The sequence below is a fragment of the Rhodococcus sp. RD6.2 genome (assembly GCF_001040705.1).
In the GTDB taxonomy this organism is placed as follows: domain Bacteria; phylum Actinomycetota; class Actinomycetes; order Mycobacteriales; family Mycobacteriaceae; genus Rhodococcus_G.
Genome location: NZ_CVQP01000002.1, coordinates 1 through 20,748 on the forward strand (window position 1 = coordinate 1; position 20,748 = coordinate 20,748).

Here is a 20,748-nt window from a genome sequence, read left to right on the forward strand (position 1 = left end):
CAGTTCGGTGAACGCGTTCGCGGCCTTCGAGACCTCGGCGAGGAGGTCGTTGTAGGTCAGCGACCGGGAGTCGCCGGGCTCGCCCTCGAAGTGAATGGCGACGCGGTCACCGTTGCCTGCCTCGACGTGCCGGTCGACGCAGTTGTAGGCGACGTTCAGCGACCCGCCGACGAACCATTTCGCGACCGGGGCGTCGGACCAGTCGAGTACCTGCGTCCACGGGGTGGCCCAGTCCAGGCGCTTGGCCTGGGTGTCCCAGAATGCGAGGCGGTCCGCATCGGCAGCTGCCTGCAACTCCGGCCCCGCATTCGCCTGCGCGGCGAACCCCGGGCTCGGCGGGTAGATCTCGGATCCGTGCTCGGTGGCGTTGGTGTCGGCGGTGCTGGTCATGTCGCCCGTACCCTCGTTTCGGTGTCGTGATGCGGTTGTCGGCGCAGTTGTGAGGGTAGTCACATGGCATCCCGGACGCATCGTTGCATCCCGCTGCAACGGCGTTCCTGCGATGGCCGGTCGTTTCGGCGCGACCGATGGTGGCGCCACGCGACGAATGGTCCGGCGGGGTGGCGGCGCAGGTGTGGTTGGGTGGAGGCATGCGTCAGCACGTGAATGTCGTCACCCTCGGCGTGGCAGACGTCGGGCGATCGCACCGCTTCTACGTCGACGGCCTCGGATGGACCGCGACGCTGCACGTGCCGGGGGAGGTGCTGTTCCTTCAGATCGGCGGCGGAGTCCTGCTCGCGCTGTGGTCCGTCGACGCGATGACCTCCGAGGCAGGCGCGACCGCGCGGCCCGACGGCGAGCAGGGTCGGGCGGCCGTCACGCTCGGACACAACGTCGCGGACGAGGCCGAGGTGGACGCCGTTCTCGCCGACGCGGTGCGGGCAGGCGGTACGGTGCTCGTGGCGGGGGCGCGCAGATCCTGGGGTGGCTACAGCGGGTACTTCCTCGACCCCGACGGCTTTCGCTGGGAAGTTGTCCACAACCCCGGACTCGTGGTTCGTGCCGATGGAACGGTCGTGTTCGAGGGGTAGGCCCTACTGCATGTGGTACCGGTCGCACGGGTAGCGTCGACCGATGTGAATGATCCGCTCCAGGCCCTGGTGGAGTTGCCCGGTGTGCGCGAGGCGTCCGATCGTGCGCGCGACGCGCTCGGCGAGGTGCATCGGCACAAGACCAATCGACGGGGATGGCCGACGACCGCGGCGGAGGCCTCTGTGCGTGCGGCGCGGGCGTCCGCATCGATCGACGGTGGCAGCACCGAACTGCCCGCCGCCGGTGTTGCGGGGGATCCGGTACTGACCGGGGCGTTGCGGGTCGCGCAGGCACTCGACGGTGACGCGTTGACGATCACGGTCTCCACCTGGCAACGGGCGCCGCTCCAGGCCTTGGCGAAGCTGCACGTGCTGGCGGCGGCGGGACTCGTCGAGGACGAGTCGGATCTCGGGCGCCCTCGAACGGACCCGGGGGTGGCGGAGCGGCTGGATCTGCTCGCCCAGCTCGTGACAGGGGGGACGAAGGCCCCCGCCCCGATTCTGGCGGCAGTGGTGCACGGCGAATTGATGGCGCTGAAGCCGTTCGGGACGGCCGACGGTGTCGTTGCGCGCGCGGCGTCGCGGTTGGTGGCCGTTTCGACGGGACTCGACCCGCACAATCTGGGCGTGCCCGAAGTCAGCTGGCTGCGTCGTCGGCAGGCCTATCTGGACGCGGCGGTCGGGTTCGCCGCGGGCACGGCTCACGGGGTTGGTAGCTGGGTGGTGCTGTGCTGCGGAGCCCTCGAAGCCGGTGCCAGGGAAGCGCTTTCGATTGCGGAGTCGGCGGCTCCCTGATCTGGACCCGTCTGGCCGTGTGGATGTGAACTGCGAATCGTACTGCGCTGTTGGGTGGTTCGCGATTCACGTGAAACGGGCGACGCTGCCGACCTCCGTCGACTTCGCCGCCCGCTAGCACGGACTACCTGGTTACCATGCGTGCAAAAGTGGCCTGTGTTCCGGCCTCGGCGTAGGCGCGGGAACCGTCGGTTCGCCTCTGCAACATGTGCAAGGTTCTCGCCAACGTGTACCCGAGTCACGCAGGCCCACAATGACTCTGCCCTTATAGTGGCTTGCGCTCCGCGTGGGTGCCTGGTGTCCGTGCTGGGACTTTACGACTGGGAGACCGCCCCTTCTCTTCCGAGTCGATCCTGGCCTGCCGTTCGTCCGTAACTCCTTTGTACCCGTTGGCTCCGTCCACTTCAAGGGTTAAACGCGCTGGATCGACTCGAGTTTTCCGGGCCCGTCAGCGACGCTTACGGAGCGCCGCGTACACGAGCGCGCCTGCGGTCATCGTGGCCAGCACCATTGCCGCCGTAGCGACGGTCGACGTGGTGTCGGGTGTCGGAATTCGGGACCTGATCGGAACCGGGTTGGAGAAAGTCAGTACGGGCCAACCGTTTTCGGACGCAGTACGTCGCAGTGGGCGATCGGGGTTCACTGCAGTCGGGTGGCCGACGGCTTTCAGCATCGGAAGGTCGGTCGACGAATCCGAGTAGGCGTACGACCGGTCCAGGTCGTAGCCGTACTCGGCGGCGAGTTCGCGGATGACGTCCGCCTTGCCTTCGCCGTGGCAGTAGAACTCGAGTTCGCCGGTGAAGCGGCCATCCTCGACGTCCATCCTGCTGGCCGCCGAATGGTCGGCGCCGAGCATCGCAGCGATCGGCGTGACCACTTCGTCGCCGGACGCGGACACCACGATCACGTCGTGTCCGCGCGCCTTGTGGTCGGCGATGAGGTCGGCGGCTTCCGCGAACACCAACGGTTCGACGACGTCGTGGAGGGTCTCGGCCACGATCGCGCGGACCTGGTCGACGTCCCAGCCGGCGCACATGTTCGTCAGGTGGACGCGCATCCGCTCGGTCTGGTCGTGGTCCGCGCCGGAGACGAGGAAGAGGAATTGGGCGTAGCTGCTCTTGAGCACGGAACGTCGGTTGATCAGCCCCTGGTCGAAGAACGGCTTGCTGAAGGCGAGCGTGCTCGATCGAGCGATGACCGTCTTGTCGAGGTCGAAGAAGGCCGCGACCCGTTGTTCACCGAGCCTGTCGTGCGCGTTCGCCGTCACCGCTTCAGGATAGGCGGGACGCGGTCCCGGAGTGGGGCGGCGACCGGAAATGGACATGTGACCAGATGAACTTGCAGATTCTCGGTCGCCCAGGTGTAGTATCAACGACACCTGGACTTGATCTAGGTGTGTTCAGTCCGACCCCCCGGGACTGAACACCGAAGACCCCCGCCTCCTCCCCCCCCTGGCGGGGGTCTTCTCTGTTCTCTCCCCCGAAATCGGGGCAGTGCCCCCACCGTGATTCCTGTCCTCGGGCCGTGCCCGGACGGTTTGTCCACAGCCCGCGAAGTTATCCACAATCGCCTCACACCCCCTGGTGACGGCGTCGCTGCGGCCGCACGCTCGATTCATGGACACCACGAACGCCGGGTCGCCCGTGCTGGCGATCACCTCCGACGAGGAACTCGCCGCCGGAATCCGACGCGCCTGCGCCGCCGCGGACCGCGACGTCCAGGAGCTTCCGGTACCCGTACCCCGACGCGTGTGGGCCCGCGCTCCGCACGTCGTGCTGGATACCGCGGCGGCCCGGGCCTGCCGGGACGCCGACCTGCCGAGACGCGCCGGGATACACCTGGTGTCCGGGGGCGTGGCGGGGCTCGCCGAGTGGCAGACCGCAGCGGCAGTAGGCGCCGAATCCGTCCTGGTCCTTCCCCTCGGTGAACCGGACCTCGTCGTCGCACTCGCCCGCCGCGTCGAGGCCGCAAGCGGTAGCGGCCCCGTAGTCGCCGTGGTGGGAGGCCGCGGCGGCGCGGGTGCGTCCACTCTGGCCGCAGCGCTCGCACTGACCGCCGAGACGCGATTCCCCGGCCGCCGGGCGCTGCTCGTCGACTGCGACTCGACAGGGGGAGGACTCGATCTGCTGCTCGGGGTCGAACACCGCCCCGGACTCCGGTGGCCGTCGCTGATCGTCGAGGCGGGCGCGGTGTCGGCCTCCGCGCTGCACGCGGCGCTCCCCGGGGTCGGGGGCAGCGTTTCGGTTCTCTCGTGCGGGCGCGGGTCCGGACCGGTCGAACCGGGAGAAGCCGCGCTGACCGCGGTCGTCGAGGCAGGCCGTGCCGCGGGTGACATCGTGGTGTGCGACGTCCCGAGACAGTCCCGCTCCGTCGCTGATGTCGCACTCGGACTCGCCGACGTCGTCGTTGTGGTGGTGCGGGCGCAGGTTCGCGCCGTGGCGGCCGCCGGATCCCTGATCGCGGGAATCGCGCCAGACCATCCGAATGTCGTTGTGGTGGTGCGTGGTCCGTCTCCGGGTGGGTTGCGCAGTGGCGAGGTGGCCGACCTGCTTGGCCTGCCGGTCCTGGCAACGATGCGGCCCGAACCGGGCCTGGCGACCGCTCTCGAGCGCGGTGGGCTGCGGCTGGCCAGACGGTCGCCACTGCGCCGCGCGGCCGGCGCCGTGCTCGACATCCTCGCCGGAGGTGCGGCATGAGCGGGCTCGTGTCGGCCGCGTTGCTCGACCGGGTGCGGACCCGACTGGCGCTGACGTCCGACACACCGACCGCCGCCACTGTTGCCGCGGCCATCCGTGCGGAATCGTCAGGGGTGCTCGGCGACACCGACCTGCTCGACGCGCTGCGCACCCTGCAGACGGAGTTGACCGGTGCGGGAGTGCTCGAATCGCTCCTGACCCAACCGGACGTCTCCGATGTCTTGGTGACGGCGCCCGACGAGGTGTGGGTCGATCGCGGTCACGGACTCGAGCGTGCCGATGTCGACTTCGCCGACGAAGCGGCAGTGCGCCGACTCGCTCAGAGGCTCGCCCTGGCCGCCGGACGCAGGCTCGACGATGCGCAACCGTGGGTCGACGGCCGGCTTCCCGGAACGCCCGGCGCGAACTTCGGAGTCCGACTGCACGCAGTGCTGTCCCCGGTCGCGCAGGCGGGCACCTGCCTGTCGCTTCGCGTACTGCGTCCGGCCACGCAGGGGCTGGACGCTTTGCACCGTTCGGGAACCCTGAGCGACGAGGCCTACGAGCTGCTGCAGCGAATCATCACGTCACGTCTGGCCTTTCTCGTCGTAGGAGGTACCGGCGCGGGCAAGACGACACTGCTCGCCGCGTTGCTGGGCATAGTGTCGTCGCGGGAGCGGATCGTCTGCGTCGAGGACGCGGCAGAGCTGGCGCCGAGCCATCCGCATGTGGTGCGCCTCGTCGCGCGTCCCGCGAATGTCGAAGGAGTGGGCGAGGTTTCGGTACGGCACCTGGTTCGGCAGGCCCTGCGGATGCGTCCCGACCGGATCGTGGTCGGCGAGGTTCGCGGCGCCGAGGTCGTCGACCTGCTGACCGCGTTGAACACAGGGCACGACGGAGGTGCGGGCACGGTACACGCGAACTCGCCGGAGGAGGTGCCCGCCCGGCTGGAAGCGCTTGCCGCACTGGGTGGAATGGACCGGGCGGCGCTGCACAGTCAGCTCGCCGCCGCAGTCCAGGTCGTGCTGCACTGCCGACGGGACGCGGGCGGCAGGCGCACACTCGCCGAGATCGCGGTGCTCGAGCGCCCTTCCGGTGACGAGGTCGTCGTCGTGCCTGCATGGCGTGACGGGTGGGGACCCGGCGCGGACCGCCTCCGCGCACTCCTGGAACGGGCGAACCGATGACGGCCGCGTTACTCGTCGCCGCGCTCGCGGTGCTGTGTGCACCGACGTCCGTGGCCCGTCGCAGGCTGACACCGCCGACGTCCGGTGGACGTCGGCCCGGTATCACCCGGCCCGGGGTCGGTGTCGCGGCGGTGGTGGCCGTCGTCGCGGGTGCCGTTCTGACGGCACCGACCGTCGGCATCGCGGCGGCGACGGTCGGCGGCACCGTGGCCCACCGGATGCGCCGCGCACATCAGGACCGCCGTCGGGACAGGGAGGTCCGGGCACTGCTCGCGGGCCTCGACGTCGCGGTCGCGGATCTTCGGGTGGGTGCGCACCCCGAATCCGCTTGCCTCGCTGCAGCGGCCGAGTCCACGGGCCGGCCTGCCGAGGCATTCCGATCCGCGGCGGCGACCGCGCGGCTCGGCGGCAGCGCGGCAGCCGGGCTGCTCACCGGGGCGCAGCGCGGAGACAACGACGCCTCCGGCGTCGCCTCGGACCTCGGGCGTATCGCCGTGGCCTGGCGGATCGCCGAACGACACGGCATCCCACTCGCCGAACTTCTCGATGCTGCTCGAGCGGATCTGTTGGGAAGAAGAAGGTTTCGCTCACGTGTCGAGTCGGGACTGGCGGGTGCACGCTCCACCGCCGCCGTGCTCGCCTGCCTGCCGGTCCTGGGCATCGCGCTCGGTCAGATGATGGGCGCAGACCCGGTCGGCGTCCTGCTGTCGGGAGGGATCGGCGGTGTCCTGCTCGTCGTCGGGACCGCCCTCGCCTGTAGCGGGCTGGCTTGGGCAGACCGGATGACCCGGGCGGTGACGGCGTGAGCGCCGCGGCGCTGCTCGTTCTCGGTGTCGCGCTCGTCGTCGCGCCGGGCGCCGGCGCCGCCCACGCGCGGTTGCGCGGCCCCGCAGCCGACGCAGGCGACTCGAAGCCGACGACGTCCCCGTCGGATCCGCTGGCACTCGCAGGCTCCTACGACCTGCTCGCCGCGTGCCTACGAGCCGGGATGCCGGTCGCGTCCGCCGCGACCGCGGTCGCCGAACAGGCCCCCGAACCGCTCGGTGAAGCGCTGAGGCGTGCCGCGAACCTGCTCTCTCTCGGCGGCGAATCCGACGCCGCGTGGCAGTACGCGGGCGCGCACGTCGAGACGGAGGCCCTCGCACGCCTTGCGCGCCGCTCCGCCCGATCGGGCAGCGCATTGGCCGATGCCGTCACGGAACTCGCCGCGCAGCAGCGCGCGGCCGTCGAGGATTCCGCGGCGGCCGCCGCGGAACGAGCCGGGGTGCTCATCAGCGGGCCGCTCGGACTGTGCTTCCTGCCCGCATTTCTGTGCCTCGGCATCGCGCCGGTCGTCATCGGGCTCGCCGCGCACGTTCTCGGGGAGGGAGTGCTGTGACACCACATGCACGTGGTCACGGATCGGCCGTGACGCGAAACAAGGGGGAACAAGATGAGGAACAGCGCACTGCGTGTGGTCTGGACGATCCGGGCCCGGCTGCTCATCGCGGCGACGGCGGACGACGGCATGTCCACCGCGGAATATGCGATCGGCACGATTGCCGCCGCGGCGTTCGGCGCGGTCTTGTACTCGGTCGTGACAGGCGATTCCATCGTGTCGGGGCTCACCGAGATCATCGACAAGGCACTGGACACCGCGGTCTGAGGGCGGTCCGTGCCCCGGTCCGCGACGACCGGGGTGCGGTCACCGTCGAGGCGGCGATCGCGTTGGCGGCGATCGTCGTCGTGGTGGCGCTGTGCATTGCGGGCATCGTCGCCGTGACGGCCCAGGTCCGGTGCGTCGACGCTGCTCGCGAGGCGGCGCGGCTGGTCGCGCGGGGCGACGCCGACGAGGCGCTGTCCACGGCGCGGCGGGTGGCGCCGTCCGGTGCCCGGATCGAGGTCCGACAGGAGAACGGTCACGCGGTCGCCCGGGTCTCGGTCGACGCCGCACTGCTGCCCGGACTCGACGTGTCGGCGGAGGCGGTGGCCGCCATGGAGGAGCAAGCGACCGAACCGAGCGCCGGGCCGGCACCGCGATGAGGGACGACCGAGGGTCGGCGAGCGTGACGGCGTGCTTCGCGATCCTGGCGTTGGTCGCGGTGACCGTGGCCCTGGCTCACGTCGGTTCCGGGGTGGTCGCGCGCCACCGCGCCCAGTCGGCTGCCGACCTGGCGGCGCTGGCTGCGGCTGCGGAATCGGTGCGCGGCGCGGAACGGGCCTGTTCCGCTGCGGGCGAGGTCGCCGGACGCGTCCGAGCCGCCGTGCGCGGCTGCCGGATCGACGGCTGGGATGTCGTGGTGACGGTGACCGTCCCGGTGGGACTCGGATCGGGTGTGGCGACGGCCGCGGCGCGTGCGGGGCCCGCGGGCGAGACCTGACGGCTGTACCAGCAGTCCCTCGCGCAACACGCGCGCAACACCGGCGCGGCGCCGCGGAAGCAAAATGGCAGGATGCCGGATGTGACAGTCCACCGACCCGCTCCGCGCCCGCTCCCGGAAGATGCCGTTCCACTCGGGCGCCGCAGGTCGGTACCAGGCACCGCCGAATGAAGGTCGACGGCCGGGAAATCCCGGTACACGGGAGCTTGCTGCAGCCGCTGCGCCGCCGGACCAGTGACCAGATCCGGGTTGCAGTGTCCGGGCTCGCGGTGGTGGCCGTGGTGCTCGTGTCCTACTACACCAAGGGCCGCTGGGAGTCGCTGGAGAACTCGATCTCCGACCTCATCGGGGTCGCGTCACCCGAACTGTCCAACCGCGTCTACACCCTGTACGGGGTGGCGATCCTGGCCCTGCCGTTCGCGATCCTCGTCGGCATCGTGTTCGGGCGACGGTGGAAGCTTCTCGCCGGCTACGCGGCGGCCGCGGTACTCGCGGGCATCGCACTCTCGATCACCGGTGACGGGATCGCGGCCCCGCAGTGGAACCTCGACCTGCGCGAGAATCGTGCGACGTTCCTGTCCCAGTTCCTGGACGACTCGCGGTGGATCGCGATGCTCGCCGCCGTGCTGACGGTGTGCGGGCCGTGGCTGCCGCGCCGGTGGCGCCGCCTGTGGTGGGCGCTGCTCCTCGCATTCATCCCCATCCATCTGTTCGTCAGCGCGGTCGTCCCGGCCCGCGCGCTGCTCGGACTGACCGTCGGATGGTTCGTCGGCGCACTCGTCGTCCTCTTCGTCGGTACGCCCGCGCTCGAGGTGCCCGTCGATCTGGCGTTGCGCGTCCTCGGCAGACGTGGACGCGGCGTGCAGGCACTCACCGTCCTGAGCCCGGCCGGACCGGGACCGCTCGTCCTCGCGGCGCGCTGCAAACTCGAACCCGGCCTCGACGTCGGACACGGACCCTTTCCGCCCGTCGAACCGGTCGGGGATCGGACGCCGCCGGGAGACGGCGAGCCGGAGGAGACGACCCTCGTCCTCGACCTCTTCGGGCAGCATCAGCGCAGCGAGGGCGTGGTGCGGCAAGCGGGCCGGTGGCTCACCTTCAGGAGCACCGAGACGCTGCCCCCGTTCGCGTCACTGCGTCGTTCCGTCGAACACCGGGCCCTGATGTCGACGGCCTTCGGGTCGTTGGGGCTCGCCGCGAACGTCCCGGTCGCCGTCGCCGTTCTCGACCGCGGCTGGATGATGTACGCCCACACCACCTCGCGCGGCGCACCCCTGGACCGGCACGATCCCGCCCACCTCGACATCGCGTGGGACGGACTGCGGCGGCTGCACGCGCACCAGATGTCCCACGGCGACCTGCGCCCCGAGAACATCCGCATCAGTGACGGCGCGGCCCACTTCGACGGATACGCGCGGACGGAGGTCGGCGCATCCGACTCCCTGCTCCTGTCCGACGTCGCGCAACTGCTCCTCGTCACCGCCGACATGTACGGCGTGGAGCGCGCGGTGTCGGCGGCGATCGACGCGATGGGAGCCGACCGCGTCGTGTCGGCGTCGGGGCGACTGACGCGCACCGCCACCCCGAGCAGGATCCGGCGGGCCGTACGCGACCCGGGGCAGTTGATGGCCGCCACCAGAGCAGAAGTCCGGGCCCGCACCGACACCGACGTCATTCGCGATCAACAGGTCACCCGGTTCTCTCGCAACCAGCTCATCCAGCTGGTCCTGCTCATCGGACTCGTCTACGTCGCTTACCCCTTCGTCAGTCAGGTCCCGACTTTCCTGACGGAGATGGGATCCGTGATCTGGTGGTGGGTGCTGCTCGGTCTCGCGGTGTCCGGCCTGACGTACATCGGGGCCGCCGCCGCCCTGTGGGCGTGCGCGACGGAATCAGTGAACTTCCGGCACCTGACGATCATGCAGTTCGCCAACACGTTCGCCGCCACGACGACGCCCGCAGGCGTGGGCGGCCTCGCGTTGAGCGCGCGATTCCTCCAACACAACGGGCTCGGCGGGGTGCGCGCGACCGCGGCCGTCGCACTGCAGCAGACGGTGCAGGTCGTCACGCACCTCGGCCTGCTGATCGTGTTCAGTGTCGTCGCGGGCAAGAACGCCGACCTGTCCCACTTCATCCCCAGCGCGACCGTCATCTACCTCATCGTCGGAATCCTGCTGGGCGCCGTCGGCGCGTTCATGGTGGTGCCGAAGCTGCGACGCTGGCTGCGCGAGGACCTGCGGCCCCAGATCGCCGACCTGACGACCGAACTCGTCGACCTCGCCCGCGACCCCGGACGCTTCCTCATCATCGTCGGCGGCTGCGCCATGACCACCGTCGGAGCGGCACTGGCACTGTGGGCGTCTGTCGAGGCATTCGGCGGGGACGTCGCCTTCGTGACCGTCACCATCGTGACGATGGTCGGTGGAACGCTCGCCTCCGCCGCGCCGACACCCGGCGGTGTCGGCGCCGTCGAGGCGGCACTGATCGGTGGCCTCGCAGCCTTCGGCGTTCCCGCCTCGGTCGCGGTCCCGTCGGTGCTGCTGTACCGGGTGCTGACCTGCTGGCTGCCCGTGTTCATCGGGTGGCCGACCCTGCGCTGGCTGCAGCGCAACGACTTGGTCTGACCCCGCCCGCGTTCCCTGATGTCACATTGGGGGTCGCCAAGTGAGCCGATGTGACATCAGGGAACACGCGGCGGAAAGGTCAGCGGGACAGGGCGCCGAGGACGGCGGTGAGGAGGCGTACCGCTCCGGCCTTGTCGAGAGGGTTGTTGCCGTTGCCGCACTTCGGGGATTGCACACACGACGGGCAACCGGCGACGCATTCGCAGGCGTCGATGGCGTCGCGGGTCGCGGTCAGCCACGGACGCAGTTGGGCGTGTCCGCGGTCGGCGAATCCGGCGCCGCCCGGATGCCCGTCGTAGACGAAGACCGTCGGCAGGCCGGTGTCGGCGTGCAACGCTGTGGACACCCCGCCGATGTCGCCGCGATCGCACGTCGCGACGAGGGGGAGCAGTCCGATCGCGGCGTGCTCGGCAGCGTGGAGTGCTCCGGGGAGCCGGTCGGCGGGAATCCCGGCTGCTTCGAGTAGTTCCGTTGTTGCCGTGTACATCACGGCTCGCGTCGGCAGGGTCTGCTCGGGCATGTCCAGTTCGACGGAGTCGAGGACCTCGCCGGACGGGAGTCGTCGGAGGTAGCCGACCACCTGATGGGTGACCTCGACCTCGACGAGCGCGACGGCGACGGCGCCGTGATCCGCGTGTTCGACGACGCGGGTGATGGTGATGTCGGTGGTCTCGCGAGCGGAGGTCGTCCACTCGGGGGTTTCGGGGTGGACGAGGGCCAACCCCTCCTCGAGGTCGAGCGTGTCGACGACGAATGTCTCGCCCTGATGCAGGTAGACGGCCCCGGGATGGGTGGTTGCCGGGGCGCGGCCACCGTCGACGGTGCCGAGCAGGCGGCCGGAGTCGGCGTCGACGATCGCGACCTGGACGCCGATTCCGCCGCGGATGTCGACGAAGGCGTGCGGGTTGGAGTCGGCGGTGACGAACCATCCGTGTGCGCGACGCCGGATCAGGCCCTGTGCGGCGAGGTCGGTGAGCAGGTCGACGGCGTCGTACTCGGCGACCTCGGTGTCGGTGAGGGGCAGTTCCATTGCGGCGCACAGTAGTTGCGGGCCGAGGACGTACGGGTTGGTCGGGTCGGTGACGGTGGCCTCGACGGGCTTGTCCAGCAGGGCCGCCGGATGGTGGACGAGGTAGGTGTCGAGGGGGTCGTCGCGGGCGACCAGCACGACGAGGGAGCCTTCGCCGCGTCGCCCGGCGCGTCCCGCCTGCTGCCAGAAGGACGCGACGGTTCCGGGGAACCCGGCGACCACCACGGCGTCGAGTCCGGCGATGTCGACGCCCAGTTCGAGGGCATTGGTGGTCGCCGCCCCGAGCAGGGTGCCGTCGGCCAGGGCCGCCTCGAGGTCGCGACGGTCCTCGGCGAGATAGCCTGCGCGGTAGGCGGCGACACGATCGACGAGATCCGGATCGACTTCCGCGAGAATCTTTTTGGCGCCCATCGCAGTCAGTTCCGCGCCTCGCCGTGAGCGGACGAACGTGAGGGTCCGAGCGCCCTCGACGACGAGGTCGGCCATGATCCGGGCGGACTCGCTGCCCGCCGCGCGCCGCACCGGTGCGCCGTTCTCGCCGGTGACGTCGGTGAGCAGTGGGGGTTCCCACAGCGCGACCGTGCGAGGCCCGTGCGGGGATCCGTCGTGGACGACCTCGGCGCAGGGAGCACCGACCAATCGGGTGGCCGCGGCTCCGGGGTCGGAGGTGGTGGCGCTGGCAAGGACGAACACCGGGTCGGCGGCGTACCGGTGGGCGATGCGGCGGAGGCGGCGCAGGACCAGTGCGACATTGGAGCCGAAAACTCCACGGTACGAGTGGCATTCGTCGACGACGACATAGCGCAGGTGTCGGAAGAAGTGCGCCCAGCGTTGGTGTGATCGCAGCATGCCGACGTGCAGCATGTCGGGGTTGGTGAACACCCACCGTGAGTTGGCGCGCACCCACTGTCTGACCTCGGTTGGGGTGTCCCCGTCGAAGGCGCTCGGATAGGCGTCGACGAGCTCGTCGACGCCATCGCACAGCGTTACGGCGGCGCGGATCTGGTCGGCGCCGAGGGCTTTCGTCGGGGCCAGGTACAGCGCCGTCGCTCGCGGATCCTCCGCAAGCGACGTCAGCACCGGTAGCTGGTAGGCCAGGGATTTTCCGGATGCGGTGCCGGTGGCGACGACGACGTTGGTGCCGCCCGCGGCGAGTGTTGCGGCGTGTTCCTGGTGGGTCCACGGAAGGGGGATGCCGGAGTCGCGGAGTGCGGCGACCACTTCTGGGTGGGCCCAGGCCGGCCATTTGCCGTAACTCGACGCGCGGGCAGGCAGTTCCGCGATGTGGGTGACGGGCTCTTCGTGGTTCGGGGTGCCCGCAAGGACTCGATTCAGGAGTTGACGTCCGTAACTCTCGTCCACTCGCTGTTCTCCGCGTTCTGTATCGGCCGGGTCGTGCGGTCGACCTGGGTTTTTGATGCTACTGGTGGCGCCTGGGCGTGTCAGTGTGGGCCCCGGAGCGCGGACCTGGGGGGTCCTGAACTGGGGTTACCCGCGAGTACAATGCAACAAGATCATTTCATTGTGGTTTTAGGCTGTTGCACTCGCACGAAGCGTGGTTGACTAACTCCCGGTCGCAGCTTCTGTGTTCGTGTACGCGCTCGCAGGACGATGTTGCGAGCGCGGTGCGCGATGCTTTCCTGAGGGGGAATCAGCGGTACAGCGGTCGGAACCGGCCCGGTGGGCTGTGAGCGCCGCCCGCCGCATCCGGTGTTAGAAAGAGAAGGAACAGCATGGCACAGGGCACTGTGAAGTGGTTCAACGCGGAAAAGGGATTCGGCTTCATCGCCCCCGAAGACGGATCCGCTGACGTTTTCGTCCACTACTCCGAGATCCAGGGTAGCGGCTTCCGCACCCTCGAGGAGAACCAGCGCGTCGAGTTCGAGGTCGGCCAGGGCACCAAGGGTCCCCAGGCGACCGGCGTTCGCGCCATCTGATTCGAGTACCGCAACAGGTTCGAATCCCTCGTCCCCCGCCGCCATGCGGTAGCGGGGGACGAGTCGTGTCCGGAGCAATTCGGGACATGTTCGCGCGGTAGGTCGCACCTGCATCCGCTGAAGAACCCCACGACCGGGGTTACTGTCCTGAAGGTGAACCAGCTGTCCTTCTTCTCTGCGGACACCGTCCCACCGGAGATTGCGGACCTCGACGGTCTGCTCGCCGGGCCGGGTCAGATCGTGGCCACCGCCGACCGTGCCCGGGTGTCGGTGGTCGTCGACGCGCAGTGGCGAGCCGACGCGATCGCCGAGATGATCGAGGACGCGGGACTCGTCGCCGAACTCACGCGATCCGACGAGGGCAGCCCGCTCGTCCGCACGGCGTCGGTGCCGGAGCTGGCGGTCCTCGCCGCGCGCTGGACGAGAGGCGCCGTGAAATCGGTTCCGAGCGGATGGGTACCCGGACCTCGCGCATTGCGGGCCTGGGCGTTGGCCGCCGGGCGCGCAGACAACGACGGCAGCAGGTTCGTGCTCGGCCTCGACCCGCATGCGCCCGACACCCATCCCGTCCTCGCGCAGTCGCTGATGCGGGCAGGTGTCGCTCCGACCCTGTTCGGTACCCGCGGCACCGGCCCGGGACTGCGGATCGTCGGGCACCGTCGCCTGCTGAGACTGGTCGAGAACATCGGTGAACCGCCTCCAGGGGCGGAGGCGGTGGCCGCGTGGCCGCGGGTGTAAAACGGTCGACACGGAACTGATCTGCAAGGATTGTTCCGCGGTGTGTCACTCTGGTAGCCGGGTGATCGCCGAACATTGGGCGAGAAAGGTGCAGGCAGAGACGTGGCAACTCGGGACAAAGACACAGCAGGGGACACCACCACTGCTGCCGGCCGGACGCGTCGGCTCGTGATCGTCGAGTCGCCGACCAAGGCCCGCAAAATCGCCCCGTACCTGGGCAAGGACTATGTCGTGGAGGCCTCGGTCGGGCACATCCGTGACCTGCCGCGCGGCGCCGCGGACGTCCCCGCCAAATACAAGGGCGAGTCGTGGGCACGTCTCGGCGTGAACGTCGACCACGACTTCGAGCCCCTCTACGTGGTCAGCCCCGACAAGAAGTCGAAGGTCACCGAGCTCAAGAGCCTGCTCAAGGACGCGGACGAACTGTTCCTCGCCACCGACCCCGACCGCGAGGGCGAGGCCATCGCCTGGCACCTCCTCGAAACCCTGAAGCCGAAGATCCCGGTCCGCCGGATGGTCTTCCACGAGATCACCAAGCCCGCGATCCTGGCCGCCGCCGAGGACACCCGCGATCTGGATCAGGACCTCGTCGACGCGCAGGAGACCCGCCGCATCCTCGATCGTCTCTACGGCTACGAGGTCAGCCCGGTCCTGTGGAAGAAGGTCATGCCGAAGCTGTCGGCGGGCCGCGTCCAGTCGGTGGCGACCCGCGTCATCGTCCAGCGTGAGCGTGAGCGGATGGCGTTCCGTTCCGCCGAGTACTGGGACATCTCCGCCACCCTCGACGCCGGTGCGCAGGCCAGCCCGCGCACGTTCGGCGCCCGCCTGGTCGCCGTCGACGGCAACCGGGTGGCGACGGGCCGCGACTTCGGCGCCGACGGTGCGCTGAAGGCTGCGAGCAACGGGACCGCGTCCGGCGGAGTGACCGTCCTGAACGAGGCGGCGGCGCGCACCCTCGCGGAGGCGTTGCACGGAGTCGACCTCACGGTCGCGTCCGCGGAGGACAAGCCGTACACCCGCAAGCCGTACGCGCCGTTCATGACGTCGACGTTGCAGCAGGAGGCCGCGCGTAAGCTGCGGTTCTCGTCCGAGCGGACGATGCGCACCGCGCAGCGGCTGTACGAGAACGGCCACATCACCTACATGCGTACCGACTCGACGACGCTGTCGGAGTCGGCGATCAATGCGGCCCGCGCGCAGGCCACCGAGCTGTACGGCGCCGAGTACGTGAGCCCCTCGCCGCGCCAGTACACCCGCAAGGTGAAGAACGCGCAGGAAGCGCACGAGGCGATCCGTCCCGCCGGCGACGTCTTCGCGACGCCGGGCCAGTTGCACAGCCAGCTCGGCACCGACGAGTTCAAGTTGTACGAGCTCATCTGGCAGCGCACCGTCGCATCGCAGATGCAGGACGCCCGCGGTACGACGCTGACGCTGCGCATCACCGGGACCGCTCGGTCCGGGCAGGAAGCGACCTTCTCGGCGTCCGGCCGCACCATCACGTTCCCCGGCTTCCTCAAGGCCTATGTCGAGTCGGTCGACGAGGAAGCGGGAGGCCAGTCCGACGATGCCGAGTCGCGCCTGCCGGTTCTCGTTGCGGGACAGGGTGTCACGGCAACCAAGCTCGATCCGGACGGTCACACGACGAATCCGCCCGCCCGATTCACCGAAGCGAGCCTCATCAAGACGCTCGAGGAACTCGGCATCGGCCGGCCCTCGACCTACGCGTCGATCATCAAGACCATTCTCGACCGCGGTTACGTCTACAAGCGAGGTAGCGCGCTCGTGCCGTCGTGGGTGGCGTTCGCCGTCATCGGCCTGCTGGAAGCGCACTTCGGCCGGCTCGTCGACTTCGACTTCACCGCTGCGATGGAGGACGACCTCGACGAGATCGCCGGGGGGCGTGAGCAGCGCGGGAACTGGTTGTCCGGCTTCTACTTCGGAGGCCAGGAGGGTCCGGAGGGATCCGTCGCCCGCGCCGGTGGCCTGAAGAAGATGGTCGGGGAGAACCTCGAGGGCATCGACGCCCGCGAGGTGAACTCGATCCGGTTGTTCGACGACGCCGAGGGCCGCGAGGTGCACGTCCGGGTCGGCCGGTTCGGTCCGTACCTGGAGCGGATGGTCGTCAATCCTGATGACCCCGACGGCGATCCGATCTCGCAGCGGGCGAACCTGCCCGACGATCTGCCGCCCGACGAGCTCACCCCGGAGTACGCGGAGAAGCTGTTCGCGACCCCGCAGGACGGCCGTCGTCTCGGTGTCGATCCGCTGACCGGACACGAAATCGTCGCGAAGGAAGGACGATTCGGGCCGTACGTCACCGAAATCCTGCCCGAGCCCGAACCGACCCCGGAACCCGACATCGTCCCCGTGCCGGTCGCCGATGCGTCGGTCGACGGTGCCGCCGCCGTCGCGACCAAGGCGCCCGCCAAGAAGGCGGTCAAGAAGGCCGCGAAGAAGGTCGCAGGACCCAAGCCGCGCACCGGGTCGCTCCTCAAGTCGATGGACGTTGCGACGGTGACGCTCGAGGACGCGCTGCGGTTGCTGTCACTGCCGCGTGTGGTCGGCATCGACCCCGAGTCGAAGGAAGAGATCACCGCGCAGAACGGTCGCTACGGCCCGTATCTGAAGAAGGGCACCGACTCTCGCTCGCTCGCGAACGAGGAGCAGATGTTCACCGTCACCCTCGAGGAGGCGCTGAAGATCTACGCCGAGCCCAAGCGTCGTGGACGTCAGGGTGCCGCAACACCGCCGCTGCGCGAACTCGGCAACGACTCGGCGACCGACAAGCCGATGGTCATCAAGGACGGACGCTTCGGGCCGTACGTCACCGACGGCGAGACCAACGCCAGCCTGCGCAAGGGTGACGAGGTCGAGACGATCACCGACGAGCGTGCATCGGAACTGCTGGCGGACAGGCGTGCTCGTGGCCCGGTGAAGAAGAAGGCCGCGGCCAAGAAGGCGCCCGCCAAGAAGGCTCCGGCGAAGAAGGCGGCAGCCAAGAAGGCTCCGGCGAAGAAGGCTCCGGCGAAGAAGGCTCCGGCGAAGAAGGCGCCCGCCAAGAAGGCATCCGGCACCGAGGACTGACGCGGTCGCCGTGTACCGGGAACTGCCGATCGCGTTGCCGGGCACGGTTGCCTGGTCGGTGGACGCGCTCGGTTCGGGCGGGGCGTTCGTGCTGCCGGACGGCTGCATGGACCTGATCTGGCACGAGGGCGGCATCCTGGTGGCGGGACCCGACACCCGGGCCCATCGCACCACGGCGGCGGGCCCGCGTGCGATCGGATTGCGGTTCGCTCCCGGGCTCGGCCCGACGGTTCTCGGGGTCGCGGCCGACGAATTACGCGACACCAGAGTCGAATTGAACCAACTCTGGTCGGACGCCGCCGTCCGTCGGCTGTCGGATGCGGCGGAACGCGACCCGCTCGATGCCCTCGCCGGCGAGGTCCGACGCAGGCTCGGTGCGGCGGACCCGCCGGTCGAGGCGACGATCGCGGCCCGGTTGGCGGCGGGCGTGTCCGTCGCCGAAGTCGCGTCCGCACTCGGCTGGAGTGTCCGGAAGCTGCACCGGAAGTCGTTGGTCGCCTTCGGCTACGGCCCCAAGATGCTCGACCGGGTACTGCGTTTCGACCGCGCACTGTCGGCGGCCCGCGCAGGCGTCGGGTTCGCGCGCGTCGCAGCCGACGCTGGGTATGCCGACCAGTCGCACCTGGCGCGTGAAGTGCGCGCGCTCGCTGGTGAGTCGCTGTCGGAACTCCTGTCTCAGCCGGGCAGTGCGGCGAACAGGTCGACGTGATTGCCGTCCGGGTCGGTCAGCGTCGCGTACCGCTGACCCCAGAACGCGTCGAAGGGCGCGAGCGTCGAGGTGCCACCGACGGTGAGCAGGTCCGCATACGTCGAGTCGACGCCGTCCGGCGTGCCGCAGTCGAAGGCCAGTGACGGGCCACCGCCGGTGGTGTGGACGAAGTCGGGGTCGAACGAGCGGATCGTGGCGACCGTGTCGAACGCGAGTCGCAGACCGCCGGGCAGGGTGACCTCGACGTGCGGCTGCGCCGCCGCCTCCTCCGGGATGTCGAGGCCGAGGCGGCGGTAGAAGGCGAAGGTACGGGCGAGGTCGGCGGAGACGAGGCCGATCACGGAGAAAGTCGGGGTCATGCCTCGACGGTAGGCGCCGGGCACCGTGGCGTCTTGAACGTTTCGGACACCGCAGCCCGTCATCCCCCCAATCGGGCGGGAGGATGTCGCGACGGGAGTGGCCGGTGGGCGAGCAGGATCAGGTGAACATGAGGGCGACGGCGTCGGCCAGTTCCTCGCCGGTCACCTCGACGGCGCCGTCGAGCCAGGCCGTGACCAGTTCGGCCATGCCGCCGATGAACAGCAGGCCCGCGATCTCGCTGCGGTTGCGGTTCTCATCGCCGGTGCCCCACTTTCCGTGCGTTTCCTCGGCTGCGAGGTGTCCGAAGTGGCGGAGCAGTTGGGTGCGACGCCGGCGCAGTGCGGGGATCGCGACGGACTCGATGATCGCGACCCGCCCCTTCCTCGGGTCACGTTCGACGAGGGCGACGAAGGCGAGGACGGATGCGCGAACGCGGGCGGTGAGGTCGTCTCCCGCGGCGTCGGCTGCTGCCGTGCTCGTCTGCTCGATCTCGGTGGCGATCGTCTCCATCACCGCGGTCAGGGCGTCGTCGACGGTGCGGAAACTTTCGTAGAAGTAGCGCTCGCTGAGGCCGGCTTCGGCGCAGATCCGCGTCATCGTGACGCGTTCGTCGCCGGACCAGACGGACAGCGTCGCGTCGAGTAGACGGGATCGACGCTGGGCAGCGCGGTCCTCGGCGCTCACTCCGCGGTATGTACCCGACTGCACGGCCATGCCGAACAGCCTTGCACGACGACGTCGCGGGCCACATATTGACAGAGCATCCTTCCTGAATGATAGTGGTGCCGATCACACTCGTTTGGCCTGTACACGGCACCGAAGGGGGAGTTTGCGATGGTCGGATCGTCGAGTCGCCTTTCCGATACCGCGGAGTCGCCCGCACGGGACCTGCCGCCGATCCGCCGCGCCGACCGCGGGATGCCCGTGCTGGGTCGCGCGCTCGACTACGCCCGGTCGCCGATGGTCATGTTCGAGCGGCAGTGGGACCACTACGGCGAGATCACCCCGATCCGGATGATCGGCCGCACCTGGGTCGTCGCGCTCGGTCCCGACGCGTGCGAGGAGATCCTTCTGAACCGGAGCAAGGCCTTCGCCAACGGTCCGGCGTGGACCTACGTGGTGGGTCCGTTCTTCCGGCGCGGGTTGATGTTCCTCGACTTCGACGAGCACCTCCTGCACCGGCGCATCATGCAGCAGGCGTTCGCCCGCGCGCGCCTCGACGCCTACACGACGGCGATGCACCCCGCGATCGAGACGGCACTCGAAAAGTGGGGGAGCACCAAGGGATTCAAGGCCTACCCCGCGCTCAAACAGTTGACACTGTCCATCGCCACCGACACATTCATGGGTGGGGCGCCCGACACCACCCCGGCAGAGATGGACCGCATCAACCGGGCGTTCATCGACTGCGTCCAGTCGGCGGCGGGGATCGTCCGCCTCGACATCCCGCTGACCCGCTGGGGTCGCGCGCACCGCGGCAGGCGCAGGCTCGAACGGTTCTTCCGCCACTACCTGCCGTCGCGCCGCGCGACCCGCACCGACGATCTCTTCTCCGTGCTGTGCCACATCGAGAGTGAGGCCGGCGAACGCTTCAGCGACGACGACGTCGTCAACCACATGATCTTTCTGCTGATGGCCGCGCACGACACCTCGACGAGCACCCTGTCGGCGATGCTCCAGTACCTCGGCCAGCATCCCGACTGGCAGCAGCGGTGCCGGGACGAATCGCTCGCGCTCGGGCCGCGGCCCACACTCGCCGAACTGGAGGCGCTGGAATCGCTCGACCTCGTGATGAAGGAGTGCCTGCGACTGCGGCCACCGGTGCCGGTCGTCGTGCGCCGCAGCATGACCGACGTCGAGGTGCGCGGCATCCGCATTCCCGCAGGTACCGACGTCGTGGTGACACCGCAGTTCTCGCACATGATGGACGCGTACTGGACCGACCCGCAACGCTTCGACCCCGAGCGGTTCGGGCCGGAGCGTCGGGAGGACCGTTCCCACCACTACGCATGGGAGCCCTTCGGCGGCGGCGTGCACAAGTGCCTCGGGATGCATTTCGCGGGCGGCGAGGTGAAGGCCGTCATGCACCACCTGCTGCGTGGGTACGAATGGCGGGTCGACCCCGGTTACGTCGCGCCGATCAACAACCATTCGCTGCCGTTCCCCAGCGACGGTCAGCCGATCGACCTCGTGCGCCGCTGACGACCTCGTGCGCCGC

The 20,748-nt window shown here is 69.5% G+C and carries 20 protein-coding genes; 15 read left to right on the top strand and 5 right to left on the bottom strand.

What is annotated here, in order from left to right; all coding sequences use genetic code 11:
• On the bottom strand, positions 1-390 hold a 390-nt coding region (locus RHCRD62_RS04350; protein WP_301280711.1), incomplete at its 3' end, for an acetyl-coenzyme A synthetase N-terminal domain-containing protein.
• Between the two features lie 200 nt (positions 391-590).
• Between RHCRD62_RS04350 and RHCRD62_RS04355 the strand changes: the two genes are divergently transcribed.
• The gene (locus tag RHCRD62_RS04355; RefSeq protein WP_050063670.1) at positions 591-1,031 is read left to right on the top strand and encodes a VOC family protein; all 441 of its coding nucleotides are present in this window, start codon (positions 591-593) and stop codon (positions 1,029-1,031) included.
• 45 nt (positions 1,032-1,076) lie between these two features.
• Positions 1,077-1,826 carry a Fic family protein gene (locus RHCRD62_RS04360; RefSeq protein WP_050063671.1) on the top strand — a complete coding sequence of 250 codons (750 nt, stop codon included), beginning with the start codon at positions 1,077-1,079 and terminating at the stop codon, positions 1,824-1,826.
• Positions 1,827-2,274: 448 nt separating this feature from the next.
• Here the strand turns inward: RHCRD62_RS04360 and RHCRD62_RS04365 are convergent, their stop codons facing one another.
• Positions 2,275-3,093 (bottom strand): HAD family hydrolase, encoded by an 819-nt coding sequence (locus RHCRD62_RS04365; RefSeq protein WP_050063496.1) that lies wholly within the window; start codon positions 3,091-3,093, stop codon positions 2,275-2,277.
• Positions 3,094-3,442: 349 nt separating this feature from the next.
• On the opposite strand from RHCRD62_RS04365, the gene ssd reads away from it, so the two are divergent.
• The 8 genes from ssd (at position 3,443) to RHCRD62_RS04405 (ending at position 10,672) form a co-directional block, all read left to right on the top strand.
• Complete coding sequence (gene ssd, locus RHCRD62_RS04370; protein ID WP_050063497.1) at positions 3,443-4,522, top strand: septum site-determining protein Ssd; 1,080 nt, start codon at positions 3,443-3,445, stop codon at positions 4,520-4,522.
• The gene (locus tag RHCRD62_RS04375) at positions 4,519-5,688 is read left to right on the top strand and encodes a TadA family conjugal transfer-associated ATPase (protein ID WP_050063498.1); all 1,170 of its coding nucleotides are present in this window, start codon (positions 4,519-4,521) and stop codon (positions 5,686-5,688) included. Before ssd ends, RHCRD62_RS04375 begins: the two co-directional genes overlap by 4 nt.
• Positions 5,685-6,494, top strand: a complete 810-nt coding sequence (locus RHCRD62_RS04380; RefSeq protein ID WP_050063499.1) for a type II secretion system F family protein — start codon at positions 5,685-5,687, stop codon at positions 6,492-6,494. Before RHCRD62_RS04375 ends, RHCRD62_RS04380 begins: the two co-directional genes overlap by 4 nt.
• Positions 6,491-7,066, top strand: a complete 576-nt coding sequence (locus RHCRD62_RS04385; protein ID WP_050063500.1) for a type II secretion system F family protein — start codon at positions 6,491-6,493, stop codon at positions 7,064-7,066. Before RHCRD62_RS04380 ends, RHCRD62_RS04385 begins: the two co-directional genes overlap by 4 nt.
• 54 nt (positions 7,067-7,120) lie before the next feature.
• Positions 7,121-7,333, top strand: coding sequence for a DUF4244 domain-containing protein (locus RHCRD62_RS04390; protein ID WP_050063501.1), 213 nt, complete (start codon positions 7,121-7,123; stop codon positions 7,331-7,333).
• Positions 7,330-7,710 (top strand): TadE family type IV pilus minor pilin, encoded by a 381-nt coding sequence (locus RHCRD62_RS04395; RefSeq protein WP_084734095.1) that lies wholly within the window; start codon positions 7,330-7,332, stop codon positions 7,708-7,710. Before RHCRD62_RS04390 ends, RHCRD62_RS04395 begins: the two co-directional genes overlap by 4 nt.
• On the top strand, positions 7,707-8,048 hold the full coding sequence (locus RHCRD62_RS04400; RefSeq protein ID WP_050063502.1) for an Rv3654c family TadE-like protein: 342 nt from the start codon (positions 7,707-7,709) through the stop codon (positions 8,046-8,048). The genes RHCRD62_RS04395 and RHCRD62_RS04400 overlap by 4 nt, the downstream gene beginning before the upstream one ends.
• Positions 8,049-8,215: 167 nt before the next feature.
• A complete protein-coding gene (locus tag RHCRD62_RS04405) occupies positions 8,216-10,672 on the top strand; it encodes a lysylphosphatidylglycerol synthase transmembrane domain-containing protein (protein ID WP_050063503.1) in 2,457 nt (818 codons plus the stop codon).
• Between the two features lie 79 nt (positions 10,673-10,751).
• Here RHCRD62_RS04405 and RHCRD62_RS04410 read toward each other — a convergent pair whose 3' ends face one another.
• The gene (locus tag RHCRD62_RS04410) at positions 10,752-13,064 is read right to left on the bottom strand and encodes a DEAD/DEAH box helicase (RefSeq protein WP_050063504.1); all 2,313 of its coding nucleotides are present in this window, start codon (positions 13,062-13,064) and stop codon (positions 10,752-10,754) included.
• Positions 13,065-13,435: 371 nt separating this feature from the next.
• Here RHCRD62_RS04410 and RHCRD62_RS04415 point away from each other — a divergent pair, with 371 nt between their 5' ends.
• The 4 genes from RHCRD62_RS04415 to RHCRD62_RS04430 all read left to right on the top strand — a co-directional run bounded on the left by RHCRD62_RS04415 (position 13,436) and on the right by RHCRD62_RS04430 (position 18,170).
• A complete protein-coding gene (locus RHCRD62_RS04415) occupies positions 13,436-13,639 on the top strand; it encodes a cold-shock protein (protein WP_005515803.1) in 204 nt (67 codons plus the stop codon).
• A 153-nt stretch (positions 13,640-13,792) separates the two neighbouring features.
• Complete coding sequence (locus RHCRD62_RS04420; RefSeq protein ID WP_050063505.1) at positions 13,793-14,377, top strand: hypothetical protein; 585 nt, start codon at positions 13,793-13,795, stop codon at positions 14,375-14,377.
• Between the two features lie 102 nt (positions 14,378-14,479).
• Positions 14,480-17,461, top strand: coding sequence for a type I DNA topoisomerase (topA, locus tag RHCRD62_RS04425; protein WP_050063506.1), 2,982 nt, complete (start codon positions 14,480-14,482; stop codon positions 17,459-17,461).
• Positions 17,462-17,471: 10 nt separating this feature from the next.
• Complete coding sequence (locus RHCRD62_RS04430; protein WP_050063507.1) at positions 17,472-18,170, top strand: helix-turn-helix domain-containing protein; 699 nt, start codon at positions 17,472-17,474, stop codon at positions 18,168-18,170.
• On the opposite strand, the gene RHCRD62_RS04435 is transcribed toward RHCRD62_RS04430, so the two are convergent.
• Positions 18,137-18,529, bottom strand: a complete 393-nt coding sequence (locus RHCRD62_RS04435; protein WP_050063508.1) for a VOC family protein — start codon at positions 18,527-18,529, stop codon at positions 18,137-18,139. The two genes, RHCRD62_RS04430 and RHCRD62_RS04435, sit on opposite strands and share 34 nt — an antisense overlap.
• Positions 18,530-18,647: 118 nt before the next feature.
• Positions 18,648-19,244 (bottom strand): TetR/AcrR family transcriptional regulator, encoded by a 597-nt coding sequence (locus RHCRD62_RS04440; RefSeq protein ID WP_050063509.1) that lies wholly within the window; start codon positions 19,242-19,244, stop codon positions 18,648-18,650.
• A 120-nt stretch (positions 19,245-19,364) separates the two neighbouring features.
• On the opposite strand from RHCRD62_RS04440, the gene RHCRD62_RS04445 reads away from it, so the two are divergent.
• Complete coding sequence (locus tag RHCRD62_RS04445) at positions 19,365-20,732, top strand: cytochrome P450 (protein ID WP_050063510.1); 1,368 nt, start codon at positions 19,365-19,367, stop codon at positions 20,730-20,732.
• Positions 20,733-20,748 lie beyond the last annotated feature (16 nt).

Bases quoted from the DNA above. Each gene is read 5' to 3' on its own strand.
- RHCRD62_RS04440 (WP_050063509.1), bottom strand. From the start codon at position 19,244: ATGGCCGTGCAGTCGGGTACATACCGCGGAGTGAGCGCCGAGGACCGC.
- RHCRD62_RS04405 (WP_050063503.1), top strand. From the start codon at position 8,216: ATGAAGGTCGACGGCCGGGAAATCCCGGTACACGGGAGCTTGCTGCAG.
- RHCRD62_RS04435 (WP_050063508.1), bottom strand. From the start codon at position 18,529: ATGACCCCGACTTTCTCCGTGATCGGCCTCGTCTCCGCCGACCTCGCC.
- ssd (WP_050063497.1), top strand. From the start codon at position 3,443: ATGGACACCACGAACGCCGGGTCGCCCGTGCTGGCGATCACCTCCGAC.
- RHCRD62_RS04390 (WP_050063501.1), top strand. From the start codon at position 7,121: ATGAGGAACAGCGCACTGCGTGTGGTCTGGACGATCCGGGCCCGGCTG.
- RHCRD62_RS04400 (WP_050063502.1), top strand. From the start codon at position 7,707: ATGAGGGACGACCGAGGGTCGGCGAGCGTGACGGCGTGCTTCGCGATC.
- RHCRD62_RS04375 (WP_050063498.1), top strand. From the start codon at position 4,519: ATGAGCGGGCTCGTGTCGGCCGCGTTGCTCGACCGGGTGCGGACCCGA.
- RHCRD62_RS04355 (WP_050063670.1), top strand. From the start codon at position 591: ATGCGTCAGCACGTGAATGTCGTCACCCTCGGCGTGGCAGACGTCGGG.
- RHCRD62_RS04415 (WP_005515803.1), top strand. From the start codon at position 13,436: ATGGCACAGGGCACTGTGAAGTGGTTCAACGCGGAAAAGGGATTCGGC.
- RHCRD62_RS04445 (WP_050063510.1), top strand. From the start codon at position 19,365: ATGGTCGGATCGTCGAGTCGCCTTTCCGATACCGCGGAGTCGCCCGCA.
- RHCRD62_RS04380 (WP_050063499.1), top strand. From the start codon at position 5,685: ATGACGGCCGCGTTACTCGTCGCCGCGCTCGCGGTGCTGTGTGCACCG.